Genomic DNA, 23974 nt, shown 5'->3' on the forward strand with positions numbered 1-23974 from the left:
ACAACCGTGAGGGTCAAGTCCGTGAAGGCCTCCTTGAGGGACCCAGAGTCCCTCAAGGAGGCCTTCACGGACCGAGGGGTCGCCACAGGTGCACCAGCAACCACAGCAGTCACAGCGGCCGCGCGTGAAGGCCCCCTTCCCTCGGCTCAGCCGAGGAAAGGGGGCCTTCACGGACCCCCAGCCAGTCACGCGCCGACGGCCGGAACACGGTCCCGCCGCGGAGTCCGGCTCACCGTCCACACACTGCCGACCACGACCGCCGCAGCACACGCCGCCATCGTGGAAGCGCACATCGGGAACACGACAGCCCACGTGGCGCTCACGCAGACCAGGGCCCGCCGATCCACGCTCTCCTGGCCGCGCTGATCTCGCGTCAGGAAGCGGTGAGTGGGTACCCCTCCAGGTAGCGGAGGTGATTCGCGATGGACAGGCCAGGCCCGATCCGGTGGGTGCAGTACGTCTACGGGCGCAGACTGCCGGAGCGATACCGCGAATGGGTGCTGTACGACGCGACCTCGCGCACGTGGCTGCTGCGGTTCGCCCTCCGGATCTGTTTCGAGGCGTTGCCGTGGCTCACGATCGCGTTCGTGCTGTTGGTGACGCTCACGCCGTTACCCATTCCCGCCGTGCTGGGCGCGTTGATGCTGAGCCTGTTCCTGGGGCTGTTCTTCACGATGACCAGCGCCGACGAGCTGGCCGAGGTCCGGCTCGGCAAACACGGTTTCTCGCGTGGCACCGGAAAAGCGGCCAGATCCGCCCGCGGAGGCTCAGGCAGCTGGCCGTGACGTCACGGTGGCGGCCGCCGCGGCCAGGGACAATTCCTCCCGCGATCGCACCGTCAAGACCGGTATCCCCGCGTTCCGGTCGCTGATGATCGCGTCCTGGGAGCGGTCGGTGGACAGATCGCCCTGTATCCCGAGCACGCCGAGTCCGCGCGCGACGGCCTCGGCGACCTCGGGCTGGTCCCACCCGATGTCGCCGGTGAACACCAGTGCGTCCACGCGGTCGAGGCTCGCCGCGACGGCCGCGAGCTCGCGACGGACGCGATGTTCGAACACCGCCATGGTGAACCTTGCCCCGGCATCGCCGGAACGACTGTCGCGGACCAGCTCCCGGGTGTCGTCCGAGGTCCCGGACAACCCCAGCAGCCCCGAGTGGTGATAGAGGCCGTCCTCGAGTTCGTCCAGGCCGACATGCCCTTCCCGCAGGAGCCACAACAGCATGCCGGGATCGACGCTGCCGGACCTCTTCGCCATCATCGCGCCTTCGAGCGGGGTGAAGCCCATCGATGTGTCGACGCTGCGCCCGCCGGAGACCGCGCACACCGAGCTGCCACCGGACAGATGCGCCACGAGCAGGCCGAGCCCGTCCGGCGGGCGGCCGAGCAGCTCGGCGGCGCGCCGGACCGCCCACGCGTACGAGTGCCCGTGAAACCCGTAACGGCGCAGGTCCCAGCGTTCACGCCAGCGCGCGGGCAGCGGGTACGTCCGCGCGACTTCGGGCAGCCCCTGATGGAAGGCGGTGTCCGGGCAGACGACGTGCGGCACGTCCGGCAGCAGCCCGGTCAGCAGCTCCAGAAGGGCTTCGGTGTTCGGAACATGTTCCGGCGCCAGGGATTTCGCCTTCGCGATCGCCTCGCGCACCTGGGCATCGACCACGGCGGGCGCGACGAGCGCCGTCCCGCCGTGCACGAGCCGGTGCGCGACCGCGTCCACCCGCACGTCCTCGACGAACGACCGCACGTCTTCGGTCGCGTCCGACGGCGGTTTCCCGATTTCCGCCGAGTCGACGACGTCCTCGCCGTCGACCACGTGCAGCCGGAGACTGCCCGATCCGGGATTGACGGTCAGTATCCTCACGGGTGCCACCTCCAACCGGTGATCTCGGCCGGATCTTCACCGTCCTGATAGGACTGTCGCAGCACGGTGTCCCGCCGCCGCACCAGTTCGCGGGCGAGATCCCCACCTGCCGACGCCCAGCCCGCCGCCAGGCGGACGGCGTCGGCGGCGAGATCGTGACGGGTCATCCGGTTGCTCGCGAGCAGGTCGAACGGGGTGGTAGTGGTGCCTTCCTCCAGATAGCCGTGGACATGGAAGCGGTCGGCGCGTGGGCGTCCGTGCAGCACTTCGTGCACCGCGGACGGGTAGCCGTGGAAGGCGAACACCACCGGGGTGCCGTCGCCGAAGCAGTCGGCGAACGCCTCATCGGACATCCCGTTCGGGTGTCGGTCCGCCGGGCAGAGGGAGAGCAGATCGACCACGTTCACCACCCGCACCCGCAGTTCCGGCGCCGTTTCCCGCAGCAGCTGGGCGGCGGCCAGGGTTTCCACGGTGGGAGTGGTTCCGGCGCAGGCGAGGACGACGTCGGCCGCGGCTTCGGTGTTGCCCGCCCACGACCATGCCCCGGCGCCCGCCCGGCAGTGCGCCCTGGCCTCGTCGGGGGACAGCCATTGCGGGCCGCTCTGCTTACCGGCGACGACGACGTTGATCAGCCCGGTCGAGCCGAGACAGCGGTGCATCGTCTCCAGCAGCGTGTTCGCGTCCGGCGGGAGATAGATCCGGGAGGTGGTGGCCTTCTTGGTCAGCATCTGGTTGATGAATCCGGGCCCCTGATGGCTGTAGCCGTTGTGTTCCTGCCGCCAGCCGTCGCTGGTGAGCAGGTAGTTCAGGCTCGCCACCGGCGCGCGCCAGTCGACCTCGCCGGACATCTTGAGGAATTTGGCGTACTGGTTGACCATGCTGTCCACAATGGACACGAAGGCTTCGTAGCAGGGGAACAGGCCGTGCCGTCCGGTGAGGAGGTAACCCTGCAGCCAGCCTTGGCACAGGTGCTCCGAAAGCACTTCGTGCACACGGCCGCGGGGGCCGAGGTGTTCGGTGTATCCCGTGACCTCGCGGTCGAATTGCCGCGGGGTCGCTTCGAGCAGGGTGCCCAGTTTGTTGGACTCCAGTTCGTCCGGGCAGACGACGCGGAACGTGCTCGGGGCGCGCCGGACGATTTCCGCCAGCCACTCGGCCAGCACTTCAGGGGCGCTGGCGTCGGCGGCGCCGGGTTCGTCGACGGCCACCGAGTACTTCGCCACCTCCGGAAGGGGCAGGTCACGGCGCAGCAGGCCGCCGTTCGCCTGCGGGACGCGGCCGAGCCGCAATTCGGGGGCGGGTGGGACCGCGAGGATGTCCGCGGACGGCACCCCGTTCTCGTCGAAGAGCTCCTCCGGCCGGTAGGACCGCAGCCAGCGTTCGAGTTCGGCGAGTTCACGCGGATCGTCCGCGGCGCCGGACAGGGGGACCTGATGGGCGTGGAAGGTACCTTCGAGCGGAGTCCCGTCCGGTGTGGCCGTCGGCAGACCCGCGCCCTTGGTGTTCCGCAGGACGATCATCGGTGGCTCGTCCGTGTCGCGTTCGTGCGCTCGGGCCAGGGCTTCGGCCAGCGGCGTGTCCGGATCGCCGGTGTCGCGGACGTCCACGATGACCGGGCACCAGCCGCAACCGGTGAAATAGGCGACGAGTTCGTCGTCCGACATCGCTTCATAGATTGTCGGTGACGCGATCTTGTAGCCGTTGAGATGCAGGATGGGCAACACCCTGCCGTCACCCGGGCCGCTGAATTTGGGGCTGTGCCACGCGGCGGCGGTCGGCCCCGTCTCGGCTTCCCCGTCACCGATCACGCAGGCGACCAGCAGGCCGGGATCGTCGAACGCGGCACCGAAAGCCGTCGCGAGGGCGTAGCCGAGTTCCCCGCCCTCGTGGATGACACCGGGAACCTCGGGGGAGAGGTGGCTGGGGAAGCCGCCGGGCCAGGAGAACCGTTGGACCAGGTCCGCGAGCCCACGCTCGTCGAGGGACAGCCGCGGATCGTATTCGGCGTGCGTTCCCTCCAGCCACAAATTGGCGTGGATGGCGGGCGCGCCGTGGCCGGGGCCGGTGATCAGCAGGGTCCGTTGCCTGGTTTCGGCGACGAGGCGATTCAACCCGGCGTACACGAGGGTCAATCCGGGGCAGGTGCCCCAGTGCCCGAGCGGCCTCGGTTTCAGGTGTTCGGGCCGTAGCGGTTCGCGGAGCAGGACGTTGTCCTTGAGATGGATCATCGCCGCGGCGAGGTAGTCGCACGCGCGCCGGTACCGCCGGAGCGTCCCGACCTCTGTTCCGCCAGGCACCCGGTCCTCCTTTCCGAGGGGTTTTCCGACGGGTACCCGACGACCGGACGGCTAACCGGGCGCGGACTCGCCCGGTGTGACCAGGCCTGATTCGTAAGCGAGGACCACGAGTTGCGCGCGGTCGCGGGCGTGGAGTTTGGTCATGGCGCGATTGACGTGCGTCTTCGCGGTCAGCGGGCTGATCACCATGTGGCCGGCGATCTCGTCGTTGGACAGGCCCCTCGCGACCAGGACCACCGCTTCGCGTTCGCGGTTGGTCAGCTCCTTCAGCCCGGAACCGCTGCCGCCCCCGAGCGGGACGGTGACGTATCGGTCGATCAGCTTGCGCGTGATCGACGGCGCGAGCAGGGCGTCACCGCGCGCGGCGACGCGGACGGCGTGCAGGAAGTCTTCGGGCTCGATGTCCTTGACGAGGAAGCCCGCCGCGCCCGCGCGCAGCGCGTTGAAGACGTACTCGTCCAAGCCGTAGTTGGTCAGGATGACGACGTGCACGCCTGCCAAGGCCGGGTCGGCGGCGATGCGCCGGGTCGCCTCGATGCCGTCCACGCCGGGCATCTGGATGTCGATGAGCGCGATGTCGGGCAGGTGTTTTCTGGCGAGTGTCACGCCTTGGCCCCCGTCGGCGGCTTCGGCCACGACCTCGATGTCGTCCTCGACGTCGAGCAGCGCGCGGAAACCGCTGCGGATGAGGGGCTGGTCGTCGACCAGCAGGACGCGGATCACGAGCGCTCCACGGGAAGTTCGGCCCGGACGGAGAAACCGCCCGTGTCTTTCGGTCCGGCGTCGAGACGGCCGCCGAGCGCGGTGACCCGTTCACGCATCCCCAGCAGTCCGACACCGGGAATCGGTGTGGTGCCCGGAGTGGCCTTGCCGTCGTCCTCGACCTGGATCGTCAGCGCGTCGGGACGGTGGTCGATGCGTACCGACGCGGTCTTCGCCGCGGCGTGCCGGGCGATGTTGGTCAAGGATTCCTGGACGATCCGGTACGCGGTGCGGTCCACGGCCGCGGGCAGATCGTGTCGCCGCCCTTCGACGGTGAGCGTCGCGTCGAGACCGGCCGCCTGGGCCCGTTCCACCAGGTCGGGGATCCGGTCGAGTCCGTGCGGCGGGTTCGTGTCGTCGTCGCGCAGCGCCTCCAGGGTCGCCCGCAGCTCCCTGGTCGCCTCACGGCCTGCTTCGCGGATCGCCAGCAACGATTCCGGCACCGCCTCGCCCCGTTTGGTGGCCAGGTGGACGGCGACTTCGGCCTGGACCTTGATGACGGAGATCTGGTGGGTGAGCGAATCGTGCAGTTCCCGCGCGATGTGCAGCCGTTCCTCGTCGGCCCGGCGCCGCGCGGTCTCCTCACGGGTGCGCTCGGCCTCGTCGGCCCGCCGTTCGGCCTGTCGCAGCGCTTCACCCGCCGCGCCGGCGGCGATCAGCCAGGCCAGCTGCAGCGCGTCGCGGCTCTGGGCGAAGGCATCGCTGACGGAAGAAGCGTTGGCGGAGGCAAAAAGCACGAGCGGGAGCGCGACGATCATGAGCACCGACCCCGCGACGGCGACGATCCGGTGTCCGGCGCGGACCGCGGCGTAGACCGCGACCAGGTAGGCGACGGCGGGCACGGTGAAACCCATGGCCTGATACCCCAGCGCGCACACCGCGGTCACGGCCAGGACCGTGAGGGGCGCCCGGCGATGCGCGGCGAGCGCCAGGCCGCCGGCGACCAGCACCACGTAACCGAAGGGGTTCACGGTGGTGTCCTGATCGGACAGTGCCGTGACGAGCAGGACCACCGTCACCCCGACGGCGATGGCCCAGTCCCAGACCCTGTTCATGCGAGAACCCTAACCAGCCGTCCTCGCGCGCGACTCCTCCCCACGGACGATGCCGGGACTACCACGCACGCGGTAGTCCCGGGATTTCCACGACCGCGGCGGCAGTCCGGAATGCCTGCGTTCACCGGACGACGCGGGGCGGGTCCGGCGGACACGATCTGCGGACATCAGTCATCGAGCGAAGGAGTACCCCATGACCGTCCACTTGCTGTCCGCCGGCTACCTGACCCCCGGACGCGTCTGGTCCCTGATCGCCGCGCTGGTGGGGGTGATCGGGGTGGTCGCCGGCGGACTGGCCGTCGCTCGGAGCCGGTCCGGCGACACCCGGCGGGGAGCCGTCGTGGCGCTGGCGGCGGGGCTGCTCGGCATGGCGGGCGGCGTTTACGTGGTGGCCGCGGCGAAGGGCGGCCCTGGCACGGGCTACGGGATCGTCGGTGGGTTCCTCGCCTTGGTGGTCGGGCTGATCGCCGCGGCGCTGGGCGGGGTGGCTCTTTCGCGTTCCCGGCGCGCCGGGAAGGTGTCCGGCGAAGTCGCGTGACGTCCGCGATCGTGTTGCGAAAGCCACTTTGGCAACCTTCAACGTTGCGAAAGTGGCTTTCGCAACCCGGCGCGGCGCTGGCCCGTCGTGCTTTCTACCGCGCCGGGTAACGAGCACGAAGTTCGGCGAGGTCTAGATATATCAACCTGCGTTGATGTATCTTCGGCCAGTGGCGACCTTCGAGACGGCCGATCCGCCGCCGTTCGTGCGGCTGGCGAGCGATCCGCTGCGCTGGCGGCTGCTGCGCGAGTTGTCGCACGGCGACCGCCGGGTGCGGGAGCTGGTCGACCTGGTCGGGCAACCGCAGAACCTGGTGTCCTATCACCTGCGCAAGCTGCGGGCCGCGGAGCTGGTCACGGCGCGGAGGAGCAGTTTCGACGGTCGCGACACCTACTACCACCTCGATCTGGGGCGGTGCGCGGACGCGCTCGCCGAGACGGGAAGCTCGCTGCATCCCGCCCTGTCGCCGATCGGGGTGGAGGTGAAGCGGGCCGAGCCCCGGATCAAGGTGCTGTTCGTGTGCACCGGGAACAGCGGGCGCTCGCCGATGGCCGAGGCGCTGCTGCGGCACCGTGCCGGTTCGAGGGTCGAGGTGTCCAGCGCGGGCAGCCACCCGAAACCGCTGCATCCCGACGCCGTGCGCGTTCTCGCCGAACGCGGCATCGCCCTGACCCACGAACCGTCCCATGTGGACGATCTCCGGCGCAGGCGATTCCATTGGGTGATCAGTCTTTGCGACCGGGTCCGCGAGGTCTGCCCGGAGTTCCCCGGGCATCCGCACGTCGTCCACTGGAGCCTGCCGGATCCGGCCAAGGAACCCGAGAGCCATCCGGCGTTCCGTCGGCTCGCCGACGAACTGGACCGCCGGATCGGGTTCCTGACCGCCCGGTTCGGCGGGAAATACCGCGATGATGAGGTGAACAGGACATGACTTCGGATTTGGTGAGTGTGCGGTACCTGGTCGACGACGTCGCGGCCGCCGTCGAGTTCTACACCGGACACCTGGGTTTCGCCGTGCGTTCGAGCGCGTTGCCCGCGTTCGCCGACGTGGTGCGCGGGAATCTCCGGCTGCTGCTCAGCGGTCCGGCGAGTTCGGCGGGGCGCGCGCTGCCGGACGGTACGAAACCGGCGCCGGGCGGGTGGAACCGCATCCATCTCGTCGTCGACGACATCGACGCCGAAGTCGCGCGGTTGCGCGCGGACGGTGTCCCGTTCCGCAGTGACGTCGTGACCGGGCCGGGCGGCCGTCAGATCGTGTTCGACGACCCGGCGGGCAATCCGGTCGAACTGTTCCAGCCCGCTTCCCGGTGACGCCGCACCACGAGCCGAGCCTCGGCACCGTCCTGCGGGAATGGGGCCGGATCGGCTGCATCGGGTTCGGCGGGCCGCCCACCCATATCGCCCTGCTCCGCAAGTTGTGCGTGCAGCGCCGGGAGTGGTTGTCGGATCAGGAGTTCGAGGACGCCATCGCCGCCTGCAACCTGCTGCCCGGCCCGGCGTCGACGCAGCTCGCGATCTTCACCGCATGGCGGGTCCGCGGCCGGGCGGGGGCGCTCGTCGGCGGCGCGGCGTTCATCGTGCCCGGCCTCATCGTGATTTTGGCGCTGGCCGCGCTGTTCCTCACGGGATCCCCACCGGCCTGGGTGCGCGGGGCCGGTGCGGGAGCGGGTGCGGCGGTCGCCGCCGTCGCGGTGCACGCGGGGGTCGGCCTGATCCCGGCGGGCTGGCGGCGCGCGGCCTCCACCGGTCGCGTGCGCTGGGCCTTGTACGTCCTGGCGGGTGTCGTGTCGGCCGCCTTGCTCGGCCCGTGGCTGGTGCTCGTCCTGCTGGGCTGCGGCGCGGTCGAACTGACCGTGAACCGCGCACGCCGCGGTGAGTCCAGCGCCGCGTTGTTCGCCGTCCCCGCCCAATCCTGGGCCGCGACGGTCGCGGGCGCCGGTGTGTTCGCGTCCGTCGCGTGGGTATCGCTCAAGGTCGGGATGCTGTCCTACGGCGGCGGCTTCGTGATCATCCCGCTCATGCAGGACGACGCGGTGAACACCTACCACTGGATGAGCGCGGGGGAGTTCCTCAACGCGGTCGCGCTGGGCCAGGTCACCCCCGGTCCGGTGGTGCAGACCGTCGCCGTCGTCGGCTACGCCGCGGCCGGGCTCACCGGCGGCATCCTGGCCTCGCTGGTCGCCTTCGCCCCGTCGTTCCTGTTCATCCTGTTCGGTGCCAAGCATTTCAACCGGTTGCGTGGCAATCCGAACGTCCGGGCGTTCCTCGACGGCGCCGGTCCGGCCGCGGTCGGCGCCATCCTCGGCTCGGCGATCCCGCTCGCTCTCAGCCTGACCCAGGGATGGCAGTACGCCGTGCTCGCCGGTGCCGGGGTCCTGCTGTTCGTGTTCCGGCGTGGCGTGGTGACCACGATCCTGGCCGCGGCGGCGGCCGGAACCGTGCTCGCGCTCGCCGGAGTGCTCCTGCCGAGCTGAGGTTCAGCCCAGGCCGCGGGTGGTGACGACCCGCGCGTTGCCGTCGGACAGGTGGTACGACAGCCCGACCACGGCGGTCTTCCCGGCGTCGATCTGCTCGGAGAGCAGCCGGGAACGGTCGACCAGGAGGTCGACGGTGTGGCGGATGTGCTCGTCGATGATGTCGTCGTTGCTGGTGAGCCCGGCGGCGCGGGCGGCGAGGACGCTCGGGGTGACGCGCTCGATGACGTCGCGGACGAAGCCGTTGGTGCCGAGGCCGTCCTTCAGTGCTTCGCGGGTCGCGGCGACGGCACCGCAGGAGTCGTGGCCGAGGACGACGACCAGCGGGCAGTCGAGGATGCTGACGGCGTACTCGATGCTGCCCAGCACCTCCGAACCGGCGACGTGGCCCGCGGTGCGGACGACGAACAGGTCGCCGAGCCCGCGGTCGAAGATGATCTCGGCGGCCAGTCGCGAGTCGGAGCAGCCGAAAAGCACCGCGAACGGGCTCTGCTCGGGGGCGGTTTCGGTGCGGCGGACGGCATCCTGGTTCGGGTGCTCCGGAGTACCGGCCACGAAACGCCGGTTGCCGGCGAGCAAAAGGTCGAAAGCCTCGGAAGGGGTCGGCGCGTCGCTCATGGGCCGGACATTACCGGGTGCCGGTGGTTCGGGCAGGTGGGCCGCGTCACTGATCGAGCCGTCCGGACACGGCACGCATGGCGCGGCCGACGGCCCGGAGGTCGTCCGGCGCGATCACGTCCACGAAGTGTTCGCGGACGGTGCGGAGATTGTCCGGTGCCGCGCGGCGCAACGTCTCGTAGCCCTGGTCGGTGAGCCGGGCCCGGACGCCGCGGCCGTCGTCCGAGGTCGATTCCCGCTGGACCAGGCCGCGCGTCTCCAGCCCGTTGATGCGGTGCGAAAGGCGGCTGCGCGAGTAGTACGCGGATTTCGCCAGGTCCGCCATGCGCATCGACCGGCCGGAGGCTTCGGAAAGCCGCACCAGGAGTTCGAATTCGGCCAGGGAAAGCCCGTGTTCCTCGCGGAGCCGCCGGTCGAGCAGGTCGACGAACCGCACGGATCCTTCGATGAACGCCCGCCAGTCGCGCTGCTGTTCCGGGTCGAGCCAGTCGGTCACGGCGCACACAGTAACAGTTGACGCCTTCAACCACTTCGGGCTAGTTTTGGTTGAAGACTTCAACTAGATGGGGAACGCGATGACGAACGAAGCCTGGGTGATGCACGAGAAGGACGCGGAGGTCGTCGAGCGGCCCGCGTTGCGGTTGCTGGCCGACGGCGAGCACACGGGCGGGCTCCTCGGCGCGAACCGGTTGTCGCTACGACCTGGGGAACCCGGGACGAAACCGCACTATCACCGGAAATCCGCGGAAGCGTTCTACGTGCTCGACGGGGCACTGCGGATGCTGGTGGGCGACGAAACCATCACGGTCGGGCGCGGCGGTTACGTGGTGATCCCGCCGGGCGTCCGGCACGCGTTCGCCGCGCCGCCGGAGGTCGCCGCGGACGTCCTCATCACGGTGGCGCCCGGCGTCGACCGGTTCGGCTACTTCCGGGTCCTGCCCGAGATCCTCCGCGGAAACGTCGCACCCGAAGAGGTCGAGCGCCTTCACGAGCGGTACGACGTGCACTTCGTCGACGCGCCCGAATGGGGCACGGCTCAGCCGACCCCGTAGCGCCATGACAGCCGTGACCGCCACAACCCGCGCACATCGCCTAAGTCGGGCATTATGCGGGGATGTCCGGGCTGTGGTGTGAACAGCCCGCTCCGTCCGGCGAGCATGTTTCGATGGGGAATCATGACGAACGACAGCGAGGTCCGGTCGCGGCCCCTGACGAGCTACGTCAGCCGGACGGACGACGAGGACGAGGTGCGGCGGCTGCTCGGCGTGGGCCGTCTGGTCACCTTGACCGGCGCCGGCGGCGTGGGCAAGACCCGGCTGGCCGCCCAGGTGGCCAGTTCGCTCACCAGGGCCTTCCCCGGTGGCGTGGCGGTCGCCGGACTGGGTGAGCTGCGGGACGAACGGCTGATCGCGCGCACGGTCGCCGACGCCTTGGGCCTGCACGACACGGCGGGACGCACCGACCTGGAGGCCGTCGTCTCGTATCTGCGGCCTCGGCGGTCGTTGCTGCTGCTGGACAACTGCGAGCACCTCCTCGACGGCAGTGCGGACCTGGTGACGGCGTTGCTGCGGGACTGCCCGGACCTCGTCGTCCTGGCCACCAGCCGCTGCTCGCTGGGGCTGACCGGCGAGCACGTCCTGGCGATCCCGCCCCTGGCCGTGCCCGACGAAGAGGTCGGGACACCGGAAGAGGCGCTCGCGTTCGGCGCGGTGCGGCTGTTCGCGGAGCGTGCCGCCAACGTGCTGCCCGCTTTCGAGGTCACCGAGAGCAACGTCGCGGACGTCGTCCGCCTCTGCCGGCGGCTCGACGGCCTGCCGTTGGCGATCGAACTCGCCGCGGCCAGGATCCGGGCCCTGTCGCCGTCGCAGATCGCGGACCGGGTCGAGAGCAACTCGGGCGTGCTGGCCACCGGTCTCCGGATGCCGGTCGAGCGGCATCGGACGCTGCGCGCCACCATCGAGTGGAGTCATTCCCTGTGCACGGAGACCGAGCGGATCGTCTGGGCGCGCTGTTCGGTGTTCGCCGGGCAGTTCGACCTGTCCGCCGCGGAGGACGTCTGCGCCGGAGCCGGGTTGGACTCGCTCGCCGTGCTCGACGCGGTGGACGGTTTGGTGGACAAGTCGGTGCTGGCGCGCATCGACGGCACGGACCGGGTCCACTACCGGATGCTCCGGTTGCTCCGCGAATTCGGCGGGCACCGGCTCACCGAATCCGGTGACGAGCTCGGCGTGGCGAGGAAGCATCGTGACCACTACGCCCGGCTGATCGACCAAGCCGCGGGCACATGGTTCGGGCCGGGACAGGAAGAGGCGTACGAGCGTCTGACCGCGGCGCACGCCGACATCCGCGAGGCGCTGTCGTGGTCGCTCCGCACCCCGGGCGAAGGCGCGGTGGCGTTGGGGATGGCCGTCGGCGTGATCGAGTACTGGGTGGCCCGCGGCGCGGCCTGGGAACTGCGGGACTGGATCGATCGCGCGCTCGAGGCGATGGCGCCGGAGACCCGGGGGCGGGCCCGCGGCCTGGCCGTCGCCGCCCTTTGCGCCGCGCTGCACGCGGATCTGCCCGGCGCGCGGCAGCGGTTGGCCGCCGCCGAGGCGATCGAGGACGACGACGCCGCCCCCTACATCGCCCATGCGTGTGCTTTCGTGAGGATGCTGTCCGCGGAACCGAACACCATGGTCCGCGCGGCGGAGGCCGTGCGGCTGTTCGGCGAGCGAGGCGACGTACGGCGCCAGATGCATCCGATGTTCATCCAGGGGGTCGCGCTCGCCTACCGGGGTGACCTGCCGGGCGCGCGGGAGTTGCTCGGCTCGATGCTCCGCCTGTGCGAGGAGGCGGGGGAATACCGCTATCGCTCCATGGCCCTGTACGGGCTGGGAGTCGTCGAAGTCTGCTTCGGCGGCGTTCTCGACGACGGCGAGCGGTTCATCCGTTCCGCACTGGAGATCGACCTCCGTACGTCGGACATGATGTCCGCGGCCTACCGGCTGGACGGTCTCGCCTGGGTGTCGGCGAGGCGCGAGGAGTGGGTCCGGGCGGCGGAACTGTTCGGGACCGCCGCCACGCTCTGGGACCGCTGCAACGCCGAGCCCGACGTGGCCGTCACCGCGTCGCACCGGATGTTCCACGACGCCACCCGGAACGCCTTGGGGGCGGAGAGATTCGACTTGGCTTTCGCCGAGGGGCGGCGGCGGAATCCGCACGACGCCCTGGCCGGTCCCGAGGCCTTGCCCGACGGCGAACCGGCCGACCTCCCGCCGCTGACGCCGCGCGAGTCGGAGATCGCGCGGCTGGTCGCGGCCGGGCTGAGCAACCGGGACATCGCGGCGAGACTGGTCATCGCCCGGCGCACGGTGGAGACGCATCTGCAGCACATCTCGCACAAGCTCGACTTCGCCAACCGGACCCAGCTGGCCGTCTGGGTCGAGCAACGGGACCGCGGACCGCTGTGACCCGCCGAGGTCACAGCGGCCGCGCCCCTTGCGTCAGCCGAGCGGGCAACTTCCCCGGTATACGGCGATCTTCGGGTCGTTCGCCGGGAGCGGGCACAGGAACTGGTCGTACCTGGTGTCTTCGTCGACGAAGCGTTTCAGCCACGAAAGGCTGTACTTCGCGATGGTCACGTTCGGCTTGGTCGGCGCCATGTGACCGGCGCCGGCCAGCAGCATGTACGCCTTGTCCAAGGACTCGGGAAGGCTTTGGTAGAACGGCCGGGAATGCGAGCCGTCCGGGGCGATGAAATCGTTCTGGGCACTGACGACGAACGTGGGGACCTTCAAATCGGAGAACGTCGTGTTCGGGTTCCAGCCCGTCAACGGGATGGCGGCCTTCAGCGTGGGTGCTTTCTGCGCGGCGATCAACGACCCGCCTCCGCCCATCGAATGGCCCATGACGGCGAGCCTGCCCGGGTCGACGCGGTCCTTGGCCTGGCTCTTGTCCGTCACGTACCGGAGAGCCGCGAGCAGCTGATCGGACCGGACGTCCGGAGTGTCCCAGGTGCTCTTGGTGGAGAACGTGATGACGACGAATCCCTGGGACGCCAGACGCGGGCCGTACCAGGCGATCGCGCTCTCCGTCTCCAAGAAGCCGGGCGCGATCGCGATCGCGCCGAAAGTGCCCTGGCCGGTTTCGGTCGGGTAATGGATCGTCCCGCCGCCGAAACCTTGTCCGGCGGGGACTTTCTCGGTCGCGGTCTGGAACGATCCCCGGTCCGCCTCGATGCTGGCGTTCGTCGGAGCGGGGCCGCGGGCATAGGGATTCTCTTCGGCGTCAGCCGGTGCCGCCGCCACGAGCAGTGCGGTCACCGCACTGAGCACCGCGGCGCCCCATCGTGATCCACGCTTCATCGCGCATGTCCTCTCGGAAGAACCGTTCCGGAGCCGGAACGGTTTCCCAGATATAGCGGGGACCCGGCCGGGTGCGCGTCGTGGAAACTACTGAGAAGCGAAAAACTGTCACGTCGATAAGGCTTTCGGCCTCGTGAGTGATAAGGACGGTTAGAACCGTCCTAACCACTCACGAGGTGACGAGGCGGTCAGGTGCCGGCCCGGTTCCCGGTGGGGATGGTGATCGGGGTCGTCGTCGGTGAAGTGCCCTTGTTGAGGAACAACATCGCCAGCGCGCGCACCATCTGGTCGAACATGTAGAACCCGGCGGGCATGATCGGGATCAACCCTTCGCGGAACGCGATGTAGGCAGGCCACGCGGTGCGGATGAGGGCCGCGGACGCGTAATCGCGGCGCAACCCGAGCCAGTCGCCGATCGCGTCGCTCAGCACGTAGCGCACGAATTCGTTCAGGAATCCCCGGGTGACGCCCAGATCGACCTGCGCGGTCAGCCCCAGCAGATCTTCCGCGAGCTCTTTTCCTTCGTGCGAAGGGGAAAGGATCGGGGTGAGCACCTGCGCCGACTGCGCGTAGGCGGCCGCCCACGACTTCGGGATGAACTCCTCCCGCACGCCGAGCAGGTGGATGGCGACCTGCCACATGTGGAGGAAGGCGTCCTCGTCGGCGGCCGACATCGGGACCTTCCATTCGCGCAGCTTCCGGTGCACGTAGGTGCCGAGGCTGTGGAAGGTCACCAGGATGTCGCCGTTGCTGATCGGGATCCGCTCGTCCGCGACGGCCTTCCAGTACGGCGACTGCGGCAGCAGATGCCGCACCGCGGCGTGCACGAGCCGCGTCTTGTTGGCGGTGACCACGAACTGGCCGCCGGGTTCGAAGGCGTTCAGGTCGCTCAGGTCGTAGCCGAAGGTGAACGTCTTGGCCGCGCGGTCCTGCATGTCGGCCCCGCCCGCGGACCAGTAGACCGATTTGGCCTCACGCGGGATGACCGTGCTCATGATGCCGCTGCCGAGCCCGTACAGCATGAACAGATAGGTGTCCTTGCGCCGGTTGAAATCGGCCGCGCGGCGCAGTTTCGCGGGGTCTGCCCAGGACGGCAACCGGTTGACACGCTGGAGGTGGCCCGCCAGATCGGCGGGCAGTCCGCCGGGGAGCGGATCGTTGTTGTCCACCCAGGACCGCAGCGCGGTGTTGACCGCGGGCACCTGGCCCGCTTCGAGAACCCCCGCCATGATGCGGTCGATCTCGTCGTCCCAGACCCACCAGGGGTCCGCCGCGGTATCGGTCCGCGTCGCGCCCCAGGCGGGGGCGACGCTCGCCGCGCCCACCAGGCCCAGTGCGACGCCGAGGGACAGGACATTCCTCCTGCTGAGATCGCTCATTTACTTACCTAACTTCCTTGGTAGGTGCCGATGAGTGATTCACGATCGTTTTTCGTCCAGCTCGCGAAGCGAACCTTTGACCACCTTCCCGCCCGCGTTGCGCGGGAGTTCGGGGACCACCACGAGATCCTTGGGCATCTTGAACGAAGCGAGCCTGCCGTCGAGGAATTCGACCAGTTCGGCCAAGGACGGTTCGGGCTCCGTCGCACTGACGAAAGCGACCGGCACCTGGCCCCAGCGCTCGTCGGGCCGTCCGATCACGGCGACCTCCCGTACCGACGGATGCGCGGAGATCGCGTTCTCCACTTCGGCGCAGTAGATGTTCTCGCCGCCGCTGATGATCATGTCCTTCTTGCGGTCGACCACCCAGATGAAACCGTCTTCGTCCTGCGAAACCAGATCACCGGAATGGAACCAGCCGCCGGCGAAGGCTTCCGCTGTCTCCTTGGGTTTCTTCCAGTAGCCCTTGGTCACCGAGGGCCCGCGGTAGACGATCTCGCCCACTTCGCCCGGCGCGACGTCGTTCATGTCGTCGTCCACGACGCGGTATTGGAGCGTCGGGATCGGTTTGCCGACGGAGCCGAGTTTGTGCGTCGAGTCCTCTCCGCTGAGCACGCAGGTGATCGGGGAGGTCTCGGTCTGGCCGAACACGGCCACATTCAGGGCACCGGGGAACTTCTCGGCCATGGCTAGCAGCGTCGCCCTCGACGCGGGAGCCGCGCCCCAGCTGATGATCCGCAGTTTCAGCTTCCGTTCGGCGATGTCCGGCTGGGCGCAGAGCAGATCCCATTGCTGGGGAACGTTGAACACCACGGTGGCGCCTTCGCGTTCGTAGGCGTCGAGCACCGCGCGCGGATCGAAGGCGCCCAGCGGGTGGATCACGACCACCCCGCCGACCAGGAAATTCGCCACGATCGAACCCAGGCCCGCGATGTGGAAGAACGGCGCGGTCAGGAAGGCGACATCGGTGTCGTCGAAGATCTTCATCGCCCGGATACAGGTGATCGCCTGCATCTGCAGGTTGCGATGGGACAGCATCACCCCTTTCGGCCTGCCGGTGGTGCCCGAGGTGTACATGATCAGCGCGGTCGATTCCTCGCTGACGTCGGGCAGTTCCAGCGGCTCGTGCGCGGTCAGGAATTCCTCGTACCCCATGCGTCCTTCGGCGTCGTCCGGCTCACCGATGACGAGCACGGTCCCGATCGACGCGGCGTTCGGAGCGGCGTCGAGCAGGGGGAGCAACCGCGCGTCGACGACGACGGCGGACGGGGTGCAGTCGGCCAGGATGTAGTCGAGTTCCGCCGGCGCGAGCCGGAAGCTGAGCGGGACGGCCATGGCGCCCAGGCTGTTCGCCGCGAACACGGTCTCCACGAACCACGGATGGTTCAAGGTCAGCGTCGCCACGCGATCGCCTTCGGTGACACCTCGTGCGGCGAGGGCGGCGGCCAATTGCAACGACCGTTGTGAGAGTTCCGCCCAGGTGGTCGTCTCGCCGAGGTACCGCAGAGCCGGCCTGTCCGGTCGCATCATCGCGTGCGTGGCCGCGTGCGCCATCCAGTGGTGCCGGAAGGACGAGGCGGGAGCCGAAGCGGTCGACATGGCCATCCTCAGGTGTCGGAACGGGACCTCTCGCGTGGCCAGTATGCATGCCAAACCGCCGGTTGAGAAGCGATAAGTTAATCGAAAATCACATCGCGACGCCGACCTGCCCGGCAGTTTCCGCTGGTGGTGATCCGGTTCGTGGTTGACTTCCCGGCATGAGCGCCGAGTCGACCGCGGCCGTCCGGCCGCGCCACCGCAAGCAGCAGATCGTCGACGCGGCCGGGCGGATCTTCAGCGAGCACGGCTACCACGCGGCGTCGATGGAGGAGATCGCCGCCGACGTGGGCATCACCGCGGCGGCCCTGTACCGGCACTTCCCGAACAAGTACGCGTTGTTCGCCGCGTGCGCGAACGTCATGGCCGACCGGCTCGTCGCCACGCTCGACGAGGTGGCGCCCGGCGCGCCGCTGGCGGACGTGCTCGCCGCCGTCACGCAGGGGACGGTCGTCCATCGCTCGTCGAGTGGCCTGTACCGCTGGGAATCCCGGTACCTCGAACGCGAGGACCGGCAGTCGCTCGCGCTGAAGTTCGGGCAGGTCGTGGACCGGGTCGCCGAGGCGGTGCGCCGGGAGTACCCGCTCCCCGACGAGGGCTTGCGGGCCGTCGCCGCCCTCGGCGTGATCGGCTCGATCACGATGCATCGCACCTCGATCGCCCAGCGCCGGGTCGAAGAGGTACTCGTCGAGTCCGCCCTGCGCGTGGTCGCGACCGATCCGGCGGCGGGCGCCGGGGCCGCGCACGCCGTCGAGTTGCCGTCCAATCCGGAGCCGCGCACCCGCCGTTCGGAGATCATCGCGGCGGCCATCCCGCTGTTCGAACGGGACGGATTCGCCAATGTCACGAACGGCAGGATCGCGGAAGCCGTCGGGTTGGTGCCGTCCGCGCTCTACCGCTATTTCCCCGGCAAGGCCGACATCCTCGCCGCCGCCTGCCTGCAGGCCGCGGGAATCCTGGCCCAGGCGGTGGAACAGAACCTTCGCGGCGTCGAGGGCACGGGCGACGCGCTGCTCGCGCTGGCGCGGACCTATGTCGCCTACAGCTTCGAGTACACCGCGCTCACCAGTGTCGCCAACGCCGAACTCGCGGGTCTGCCCGCGGCCCTGCAACGTCCTTTGGTCAGCGCGCAGCGCGAGCACATCGCCGTCTGGGAACGGCATTTGCGGTCGGCGCGGCCGGAGCTCGACCAGCGTCAGGCGAGGGTGCTCGTGCACGCCGGTTTCGGGGTGGTGGTCGAGGCGGGACGGAGGTTGCGCTGGGAGGACGTCCCCGCCAACCGTGACGCCGTCAGCGCCTTGCTCGTCGGCGCGTTGGGGATCTGACGCGCCGACGGCTCAGGACTCGCGGTGGCCGAGGCCGGCGGAGACCTGCCGGGCCGCGCGGCCGACGACGCGGTTCAGGCCGCGCATCCGGGCGGCGGGCATGTACGGCCGGGTCGCCGAAACGCTGATGGCCCCGGCGATCGCGCCGGTGGCGTCCCGGATCGGCGCCGCGACACAGCGGATCCCCGGTTCGTTGTCCTCCAGGTCCATCGCCACCCCTGACTCCGCGTACTCACGCATGCGCGCCAGGAACGCCTCGACGTCTTCCGGGCGCACCCTGCCGGGTTCCGCGGGTGTCTCGGCCAGGTAGAGGTCCCGCCATTCCGGCGCGGAGTCCAGCAGCAGTGCCATGCCGACACCGGTGCGGGTCAACGGCATCCGGTGCCCGATCCGGGAACGCATCTCCGCGCCCCGAGAACCGGGCAGCTTGTCCAGGTACAGCACCGAATCCCCGTCGCGGACGGCCAGGTGCACGGTGTCGCGCAACTGCTCCGCCAGTTCCTCCAGCACCGGCCGGGCGACCACCGGCAGCGGACTGCCGTGCAGGGCCTGGAAACCCAGCTCGATCAAGGTGGGTCCGAGCGCGTAGCCGTCCCGTCCGCTGCGCAGGTAACCCTCGCTGACCAGCAGCTGGACCAGCCGGTGCGCGGTACTGCGGCCCAGCCCGGTGTCCTCGACCAAGCCGCGGAGGTCGGTCGCGCCACTGGCGACCGCGCGGATCAGCGCGAGGCCGCGGGCGAGCGTCTGGGTGCCGGGCGGTGCCGTGTCGGACATGCCGGAATCCTACATATAGGGACGGCGATCGCATTATCGGGAACGCGCCCGCACGATGTCGCTCGTGACCGACACCGAACCCGCCTTGATCGCGCTCGACTGGGGAACCTCCGGTCAGCGTGCCTGGCTGCTCGGCGCGGACGGCGGGATCCTGGCCGCCCGCGGCGCCGGGCGTGGACTGCTGACCACGACCGAGGACGTGGACCTCCGCGACCCGCGGGCCAGGGCGGCCGCCTACGAGTCGGCGTTCCGGAAGACCTGCGGAGACTGGCTCACCGAGTTCCCCGGACTGCCCGCCCTCGCCGCCGGCATGGTGGGCAGCGCGCAGGGCTGGACCGACTCCGGCTACCGCACCGTCCCGGCGGGACTCGACTTCCCGTCGCTCGTCCCCGTGTCGCATCGCGGCGGCGTGCTCCATCTCGTGCCGGGACTGCGGATCCCGTCCGGCGCGCAGCCCGGCGACGTGATCCGCGGCGAGGAAACGCAACTGGTCGGCGTGCTCGAAGCGCTCGGCGACCCCGGCGGACCGCTCACCGTGGTGCTCCCCGGTACGCACAGCAAATGGGTCCGCCTCGAGGACGGGATCGTCACCGGATTCACCACCGCGATGACCGGCGAACTGTACGGATTGCTGATCGCGCACGGCATCCTCGCCCGCACAGCCGCTGATCCGGTCGCCGACGAAGAGGCGTTCTCGCGGGGGCTCGCCGCGGGACGGCGTTCGCGCGGGCTCGCCACCGAGGCGTTCGGCGCCCGCCCGCTCGTGCTCGACGGCGTCCTGGAACCGGAGTCGCTGCCCGACTACCTTTCCGGCGTCCTGATCGCCGACGAGGTCTCGCATCTGTTGTGTGACACCGACACCCGTGTGGTGCTGTGCGGCGCGGACGAACTCTGCCGTCGCTACGCCACCGCCCTCGCCGGAAGGGGAGTGGAGGCCATCGTACTGTCCGAAGAGGTCACCGCCAGAGGGCTGTGGCGGATCGCGACGGCCGCCGGACTGCTCGAAGACCGTCTCGAAAGGACACTGAAACCGTGACCGGATTGATCGCGATCCTGCGCGGGGTGACCCCGGCCGAGGTCGTCGGCGTCGGCCGGGCGCTCGTCGACGCCGGATTCCCCGCCATCGAGGTACCACTGAACTCACCGGAACCGTTCGCGAGCGTCCGCCTGCTCGCCGACGCGTTCGGGGACCGGTGCGAAATCGGGGCGGGCACCGTGCTCACCACCGAAGACGTCGGCCGGGCGAAAGCGGCCGGAGCGCGGCTGATCGTGGCGCCCAACACCGATCGCGCGGTGATCTCCGCCGCCGTGGCCGAGGGGATGACGCCGTATCCCGGCGTCGCGACGCCGACCGAGGCCTTCGCCGCGCTGGCCGCGGGTGCCCGGTATCTCAAGCTGTTCCCCGCCGACGCGGTCGGTATCGGGGGCATGAGGGCGTGGCGCGCCGTACTGCCGCGCGACGTCGGACTGCTGCCGGTCGGCGGGGTCGACGAAACGAACCTGGCGGCCTGGGCCGCCGCCGGGGCGGCCGGGGCGGGGCTCGGTTCCTGCCTCTACCGGCCGGGTGACACCGCCGGCGCGGTCGGCGTCCGTGCCCGCGCACTTTCCGAGATCTGGCACCAGGAATAGGAAAAGAACCATGAAGATCGTGTCAATGACGACATACCAGGTGCCGCCGCGCTGGTCGTTCCTGAAGATCGAAACGGACGAGGGCGTCACCGGCTGGGGCGAACCGGTCCTGGAGGGCCGGGCCGCTTCGGTCGCGGCGACCGTCGAGGAGCTTTCCGACTACCTGATCGGCAAAGACCCCTCGCAGATCGAGGATCTGTGGACCGTCCTGTACCGCGGCGGGTTCTACCGGGGCGGCGGACTCCACATGAGTGCGCTGGCCGGCATCGACCAGGCCTTGTGGGATATCAAGGGCAAGGCCCTCGGTGTCCCGGTGCACGAACTGCTCGGCGGCCGGGTGCGCGACCGTATCAAGGTGTACTCGTGGATCGGCGGCGACCGCCCGGCCGAGACCGCCCGCGCCGCGCGCGAGGTGGTGGACCGCGGGTTCAGCGCGGTGAAGATGAACGGGACCGAGGAACTGTCCTATCTGGACACCTGGGACAAGGTCGACCGCTGCGTGGCCAACGTGGACGCGGTACGCCAGGCGGTCGGCCCGAACATCGGTATCGGGGTGGACTTCCACGGCCGCGTGCACAAGCCGATGGCCAAGGTCCTGCTGCGCGAACTGGAGCCGTACCGGTTGATGTTCGTCGAGGAGCCGGTGCTTTCCGAGCACGTCGACGGATTCGCCGACGTCCTCCGCAACTCGCCGATCCCGATCGCGCTCGGCGAGCGGCTGTTCTCGCGGTGGGATTTCAAGACCGTGCTGGCGTCGGGTGCCGTCGACATCATCCAGCCGGACCCGTCGCATTGCGGCGGCATCACCGAAGCCCGCAAGATCGCGCACATGGCCGAGGCGTACGACGTCGGCCTCGCGCTGCACTGCCCGCTCGGCCCGATCGCGCTGGCGGCCTGCCTGCAGATCGACGCGGGCTGCTACAACGCGACCATCCAGGAGCAGAGCCTCGGGATCCACTACAACACGAGCAACGATCTCCTCGACTACCTGGCGGATCCGTCGGTGTTCGCCTACGACGACGGCCAGGTCGCCATCCCCGGCGGGCCGGGGCTGGGCATCGAGATCAACGAGGAGTACGTCGCCGAACGGGCGGCCGAGGGGCATCGCTGGCGGAATCCGGTGTGGCGGCACGCCGACGGCTCCTTCGCGGAATGGTGAGCGCGATGACCACCGCCGTGCGTCCCACCAGGTTCCGGATGCTCATCGCGGTGATGCTGTTCATCACCGTCGTCATCAACTACCTCGACCGGTCGAACCTGTCGATCGCGATGCCCGCGATCGCCGGCGAACTCGATCTGTCCAAAGCGGAACAGGGCATCCTCCTGTCGGCCTTCGGCTGGACCTACGCCGCGTTGCAACTGCCCGGCGGCTGGCTGGTCGACAAGATCCCGCCGCGGCTGCTCTATCCGGGCTGCCTGATCCTCTGGTCGCTCGCGACGTTCTTCATGGGGATCATCGGCGGGTTCGTCGCGCTGATCGCGTTGCGGCTGATGGTCGGCGTCTTCGAGGCGCCCGCCTATCCGATCAACAGCAAGATCGCGACCGTCTGGTTCCCGGAACGCGAACGCGCCACGGCGATCGGCTTCTACACCTCGGGCCAGTTCATCGGCCTCGCCCTTTTGACGCCCGTGCTGTCCTGGCTGCAGACCGTGCTTTCGTGGCACTGGGTGTTCATCGCCACCGGTCTGGTCGGCATCCTCTGGGCCGTGGTCTGGTACGCGAAGTACCGCGAACCACGTGAGTCGCGGGCCAACGAGGCCGAGGTGGAGCTGATCCGGTCCGGCGGCGGCCTGGTGGACCTGCCGCGCGAGCGGCCGGAGCGGGCGCGGATCACGCGTGCGGATCTGGCGACCGTGCTGGGCAGCCGGAAGCTGTGGGGAATCTACTTCGGACAGTTCTGCCTGACCTCCACCCTCTGGTTCTTCCTCACCTGGTTCCCGACGTATCTCGTCGAGTACCGGGAAATGGACTACATCAAGTCCGGGTTCCTCGCGTCGCTGCCGTTCATCGCGGCACTGGTGGGCGTGCTGGTTTCCGGTGTCCTGTCGGACTTCCTGGTACGGCGCGGCGCTTCGCTCGGAGTGGCGCGCAAGGGCCCCATCATCGCCGGACTGCTGCTGAGCACCGTGATGGTCACGGCCGGGTTCACCGACTCGACCGCGATGGTCATCGTGATCCTGTCCATCGCCTTCTTCGGCAACGGGCTCGCGTCGATCACCTGGTCGCTGGTGTCCGCACTGGCGCCGCGGCGGCTGCTCGGGCTGACCGGCGGGATGTTCAACTTCATCGGGAACCTGTCGTCGATCGCCACGCCGATCGTCATCGGCCTGATCGTCACCGACGACAGTTTCGCGCCCGGCTTCGCCTACATGACCGTGATCACGGTCGCCGGGATCCTGTCCTACGTCTTCCTGGTCGGCAAGGTCGAGCGCGTGGCCGAGCGGGACGGCGTGGTCAGCGCGCGAACGCCAGGGTGATCCAGTTCGAGAACTCGCAGGCGAGGTGCATCCGGTGCTGGGTGACCATCGTGGGCATCGTGAGCCGCGGGAACTCGACGCAGAGGTGGGCGTGGAAGCCGTCGGCGTGGTCGCGGAACTCGTGCCGGACCCCGCCGATGGCCAGCCCCGACCCGGACCTGGCGACGCCCGACGCTTCGAGCGGGAACGCCGCGTCCCGGTGGGTGACGATCTCCGCGGTGTCGGTGTAGTCGACCAGGAACCGGGTCGCGAGCGGACTGCCGCCGGTCGTCTCGATGACCTCCTGCCGCCCGTCGGGCGCGGTGTCGATCAGGAAGTGGTCCGGGTTGGCGGCGATCATGCTGCGGGCGTAGTCGTCCCGGCCGGTGTCGCCGAACCAGGCGAGGAATTCGGCGGCGGTCCCTGCCCCGCGCACGAAGAGGTCGCAGGTGCTGGTGACCCGCCGGCCGCGGGAAAGGCGGGTGGACGTCCGCGCGACGGCGTCCGCCCGGCGGATGTCCCGGCCGAGGCGGCGGCGGATCTCGTCGGGGCCGAGGGCCAGTTTGGCGTCGGCGAAAGCCGTCCGCATCAGGGAAAGTTCGCCGGTCGGAGCCGGGAGGCCGATCTTCGCGGCGGCCTTGCCCATCCGCTTCGTCTCCCACGCGCGCACGTCTTCGCGTGAGACGGGGCGCCCGGCCAGCACGGCCTCGATCGTCGGTTCGGTAGTGGGCATCGGTGCCTCCGGATCGGTGAGCGGGTTGCGTCGCAGTGTTTAATGGCGTTGAACGGTACTGTCAAGTGAGACGCGCCGCAGGTCACGTCGGCCGGTGCGGAGGCTCGAACGCGGCGGTACTGTCCAGTGCCG

23 protein-coding genes are annotated in these 23974 nt (G+C 69.6%); 12 read left to right on the top strand and 11 right to left on the bottom strand.

Features of this window, described 5'->3' with window-relative positions:
* Nucleotides 1-422 precede the first annotated feature (422 nt).
* Entirely contained in the window at nt 423-785 is a 363-nt protein-coding gene (locus ED92_RS33060; protein WP_037345161.1) for a DUF5313 family protein, read from the top strand.
* Here ED92_RS33060 and ED92_RS33065 read toward each other — a convergent pair.
* From ED92_RS33065 to ED92_RS33080, 4 genes are read right to left on the bottom strand one after another with little or no spacing between them, the layout of a single operon-like run.
* Nucleotides 768-1868, bottom strand: coding sequence for an acetate/propionate family kinase (locus ED92_RS33065; RefSeq protein ID WP_037345163.1), 1101 nt, complete (start codon nt 1866-1868; stop codon nt 768-770). The genes ED92_RS33060 and ED92_RS33065 overlap by 18 nt on opposite strands.
* On the bottom strand, nt 1856-4156 hold the full coding sequence (locus tag ED92_RS33070; protein WP_037345165.1) for a phosphoketolase family protein: 2301 nt from the start codon (nt 4154-4156) through the stop codon (nt 1856-1858). The genes ED92_RS33065 and ED92_RS33070 overlap by 13 nt, the downstream gene beginning before the upstream one ends.
* A gap of 51 nt (nt 4157-4207) precedes the next feature.
* Nucleotides 4208-4879, bottom strand: a complete 672-nt coding sequence (locus ED92_RS33075; RefSeq protein ID WP_037345167.1) for a response regulator transcription factor — start codon at nt 4877-4879, stop codon at nt 4208-4210.
* The gene (locus ED92_RS33080; protein ID WP_037345169.1) at nt 4876-5973 is read right to left on the bottom strand and encodes a sensor histidine kinase; all 1098 of its coding nucleotides are present in this window, start codon (nt 5971-5973) and stop codon (nt 4876-4878) included. Before ED92_RS33080 ends, ED92_RS33075 begins: the two co-directional genes overlap by 4 nt.
* 193 nt (nt 5974-6166) lie before the next feature.
* Here ED92_RS33080 and ED92_RS33085 point away from each other — a divergent pair, with 193 nt between their 5' ends.
* From ED92_RS33085 to chrA, 4 genes are all read left to right on the top strand, one after another.
* Nucleotides 6167-6511, top strand: coding sequence for a DUF6223 family protein (locus tag ED92_RS33085; protein ID WP_037345174.1), 345 nt, complete (start codon nt 6167-6169; stop codon nt 6509-6511).
* A 169-nt stretch (nt 6512-6680) separates the two neighbouring features.
* Nucleotides 6681-7442, top strand: coding sequence for an ArsR family transcriptional regulator (locus tag ED92_RS33090; RefSeq protein WP_037345175.1), 762 nt, complete (start codon nt 6681-6683; stop codon nt 7440-7442).
* On the top strand, nt 7439-7822 hold the full coding sequence (locus ED92_RS33095; protein WP_037345176.1) for a VOC family protein: 384 nt from the start codon (nt 7439-7441) through the stop codon (nt 7820-7822). The genes ED92_RS33090 and ED92_RS33095 overlap by 4 nt, the downstream gene beginning before the upstream one ends.
* On the top strand, nt 7819-8985 hold the full coding sequence (gene chrA, locus ED92_RS33100; protein WP_037345177.1) for a chromate efflux transporter: 1167 nt from the start codon (nt 7819-7821) through the stop codon (nt 8983-8985). Before ED92_RS33095 ends, chrA begins: the two co-directional genes overlap by 4 nt.
* A gap of 3 nt (nt 8986-8988) precedes the next feature.
* Here chrA and ED92_RS33105 read toward each other — a convergent pair whose 3' ends face one another.
* Both ED92_RS33105 and ED92_RS33110 read right to left on the bottom strand, forming a co-directional pair.
* Nucleotides 8989-9603, bottom strand: a complete 615-nt coding sequence (locus tag ED92_RS33105) for a carbonic anhydrase (protein WP_016333342.1) — start codon at nt 9601-9603, stop codon at nt 8989-8991.
* Between the two features lie 46 nt (nt 9604-9649).
* Nucleotides 9650-10099, bottom strand: a complete 450-nt coding sequence (locus tag ED92_RS33110; protein WP_037345794.1) for a MarR family winged helix-turn-helix transcriptional regulator — start codon at nt 10097-10099, stop codon at nt 9650-9652.
* 79 nt (nt 10100-10178) lie between these two features.
* Here ED92_RS33110 and ED92_RS33115 point away from each other — a divergent pair, with 79 nt between their 5' ends.
* Together ED92_RS33115 and ED92_RS43770 are read left to right on the top strand one after the other, a co-directional pair.
* Entirely contained in the window at nt 10179-10655 is a 477-nt protein-coding gene (locus ED92_RS33115) for a cupin domain-containing protein (RefSeq protein ID WP_037345796.1), read from the top strand.
* A gap of 123 nt (nt 10656-10778) precedes the next feature.
* A complete protein-coding gene (locus ED92_RS43770; protein WP_037345178.1) occupies nt 10779-13055 on the top strand; it encodes a LuxR C-terminal-related transcriptional regulator in 2277 nt (758 codons plus the stop codon).
* Between the two features lie 33 nt (nt 13056-13088).
* Here the strand turns inward: ED92_RS43770 and ED92_RS33125 are convergent, their stop codons facing one another.
* From ED92_RS33125 to ED92_RS33135, 3 genes are all read right to left on the bottom strand, one after another.
* Entirely contained in the window at nt 13089-13949 is an 861-nt protein-coding gene (locus ED92_RS33125) for a dienelactone hydrolase family protein (protein WP_081975980.1), read from the bottom strand.
* A 188-nt stretch (nt 13950-14137) separates the two neighbouring features.
* Entirely contained in the window at nt 14138-15328 is a 1191-nt protein-coding gene (locus ED92_RS33130; protein WP_037345180.1) for an oxygenase MpaB family protein, read from the bottom strand.
* 39 nt (nt 15329-15367) lie between these two features.
* The gene (locus tag ED92_RS33135; protein WP_037345182.1) at nt 15368-16927 is read right to left on the bottom strand and encodes a long-chain-fatty-acid--CoA ligase; all 1560 of its coding nucleotides are present in this window, start codon (nt 16925-16927) and stop codon (nt 15368-15370) included.
* A gap of 158 nt (nt 16928-17085) precedes the next feature.
* Here ED92_RS33135 and ED92_RS33140 point away from each other — a divergent pair, with 158 nt between their 5' ends.
* Entirely contained in the window at nt 17086-18249 is a 1164-nt protein-coding gene (locus ED92_RS33140; protein ID WP_037345183.1) for a TetR/AcrR family transcriptional regulator, read from the top strand.
* A 12-nt stretch (nt 18250-18261) separates the two neighbouring features.
* Here ED92_RS33140 and ED92_RS33145 read toward each other — a convergent pair whose 3' ends face one another.
* Entirely contained in the window at nt 18262-19023 is a 762-nt protein-coding gene (locus ED92_RS33145) for an IclR family transcriptional regulator (RefSeq protein ID WP_037345184.1), read from the bottom strand.
* 55 nt (nt 19024-19078) lie between these two features.
* Between ED92_RS33145 and ED92_RS33150 the strand changes: the two genes are divergently transcribed.
* Genes ED92_RS33150 through ED92_RS33165 form a run of 4 tightly spaced genes read left to right on the top strand, consistent with a single transcriptional unit; the run spans nt 19079 to nt 23130 of the window.
* Complete coding sequence (locus ED92_RS33150) at nt 19079-20059, top strand: 2-dehydro-3-deoxygalactonokinase (RefSeq protein ID WP_037345185.1); 981 nt, start codon at nt 19079-19081, stop codon at nt 20057-20059.
* Nucleotides 20056-20652 carry a 2-dehydro-3-deoxy-6-phosphogalactonate aldolase gene (locus ED92_RS33155; protein WP_037345187.1) on the top strand — a complete coding sequence of 199 codons (597 nt, stop codon included), beginning with the start codon at nt 20056-20058 and terminating at the stop codon, nt 20650-20652. Before ED92_RS33150 ends, ED92_RS33155 begins: the two co-directional genes overlap by 4 nt.
* 10 nt (nt 20653-20662) lie before the next feature.
* Nucleotides 20663-21811, top strand: coding sequence for a galactonate dehydratase (gene dgoD / locus ED92_RS33160; RefSeq protein ID WP_037345188.1), 1149 nt, complete (start codon nt 20663-20665; stop codon nt 21809-21811).
* A gap of 5 nt (nt 21812-21816) precedes the next feature.
* Nucleotides 21817-23130: an MFS transporter gene (locus ED92_RS33165; protein ID WP_037345798.1), complete on the top strand. Its 1314-nt coding sequence runs from the start codon at nt 21817-21819 to the stop codon at nt 23128-23130.
* Here the strand turns inward: ED92_RS33165 and ED92_RS33170 are convergent.
* On the bottom strand, nt 23108-23842 hold the full coding sequence (locus tag ED92_RS33170) for a hypothetical protein (protein ID WP_037345189.1): 735 nt from the start codon (nt 23840-23842) through the stop codon (nt 23108-23110). The two genes, ED92_RS33165 and ED92_RS33170, sit on opposite strands and share 23 nt — an antisense overlap.
* Nucleotides 23843-23974: the final 132 nt, after the last annotated feature.

This window comes from Amycolatopsis sp. MJM2582, from assembly GCF_000754115.1.
In the GTDB taxonomy this organism is placed as follows: domain Bacteria; phylum Actinomycetota; class Actinomycetes; order Mycobacteriales; family Pseudonocardiaceae; genus Amycolatopsis; species Amycolatopsis japonica.

What these genes read in the sequence shown, in the direction of transcription:
- dgoD (WP_037345188.1), top strand. Translation starts at nt 20,663, where the DNA reads ATGAAGATCGTGTCAATGACGACATACCAGGTGCCGCCGCGCTGGTCG.
- ED92_RS33125 (WP_081975980.1), bottom strand. Translation starts at nt 13,949, where the DNA reads ATGAAGCGTGGATCACGATGGGGCGCCGCGGTGCTCAGTGCGGTGACC.
- ED92_RS33150 (WP_037345185.1), top strand. Translation starts at nt 19,079, where the DNA reads ATGTCGCTCGTGACCGACACCGAACCCGCCTTGATCGCGCTCGACTGG.
- ED92_RS33105 (WP_016333342.1), bottom strand. Translation starts at nt 9,603, where the DNA reads ATGAGCGACGCGCCGACCCCTTCCGAGGCTTTCGACCTTTTGCTCGCC.
- ED92_RS33140 (WP_037345183.1), top strand. Translation starts at nt 17,086, where the DNA reads ATGAGCGCCGAGTCGACCGCGGCCGTCCGGCCGCGCCACCGCAAGCAG.
- ED92_RS33145 (WP_037345184.1), bottom strand. Translation starts at nt 19,023, where the DNA reads ATGTCCGACACGGCACCGCCCGGCACCCAGACGCTCGCCCGCGGCCTC.
- ED92_RS33080 (WP_037345169.1), bottom strand. Translation starts at nt 5,973, where the DNA reads ATGAACAGGGTCTGGGACTGGGCCATCGCCGTCGGGGTGACGGTGGTC.
- ED92_RS33115 (WP_037345796.1), top strand. Translation starts at nt 10,179, where the DNA reads ATGACGAACGAAGCCTGGGTGATGCACGAGAAGGACGCGGAGGTCGTC.
- ED92_RS33135 (WP_037345182.1), bottom strand. Translation starts at nt 16,927, where the DNA reads ATGTCGACCGCTTCGGCTCCCGCCTCGTCCTTCCGGCACCACTGGATG.
- ED92_RS33085 (WP_037345174.1), top strand. Translation starts at nt 6,167, where the DNA reads ATGACCGTCCACTTGCTGTCCGCCGGCTACCTGACCCCCGGACGCGTC.
- ED92_RS33130 (WP_037345180.1), bottom strand. Translation starts at nt 15,328, where the DNA reads ATGAGCGATCTCAGCAGGAGGAATGTCCTGTCCCTCGGCGTCGCACTG.
- ED92_RS43770 (WP_037345178.1), top strand. Translation starts at nt 10,779, where the DNA reads ATGACGAACGACAGCGAGGTCCGGTCGCGGCCCCTGACGAGCTACGTC.
- ED92_RS33165 (WP_037345798.1), top strand. Translation starts at nt 21,817, where the DNA reads ATGACCACCGCCGTGCGTCCCACCAGGTTCCGGATGCTCATCGCGGTG.
- ED92_RS33060 (WP_037345161.1), top strand. Translation starts at nt 423, where the DNA reads ATGGACAGGCCAGGCCCGATCCGGTGGGTGCAGTACGTCTACGGGCGC.
- ED92_RS33095 (WP_037345176.1), top strand. Translation starts at nt 7,439, where the DNA reads ATGACTTCGGATTTGGTGAGTGTGCGGTACCTGGTCGACGACGTCGCG.
- ED92_RS33170 (WP_037345189.1), bottom strand. Translation starts at nt 23,842, where the DNA reads ATGCCCACTACCGAACCGACGATCGAGGCCGTGCTGGCCGGGCGCCCC.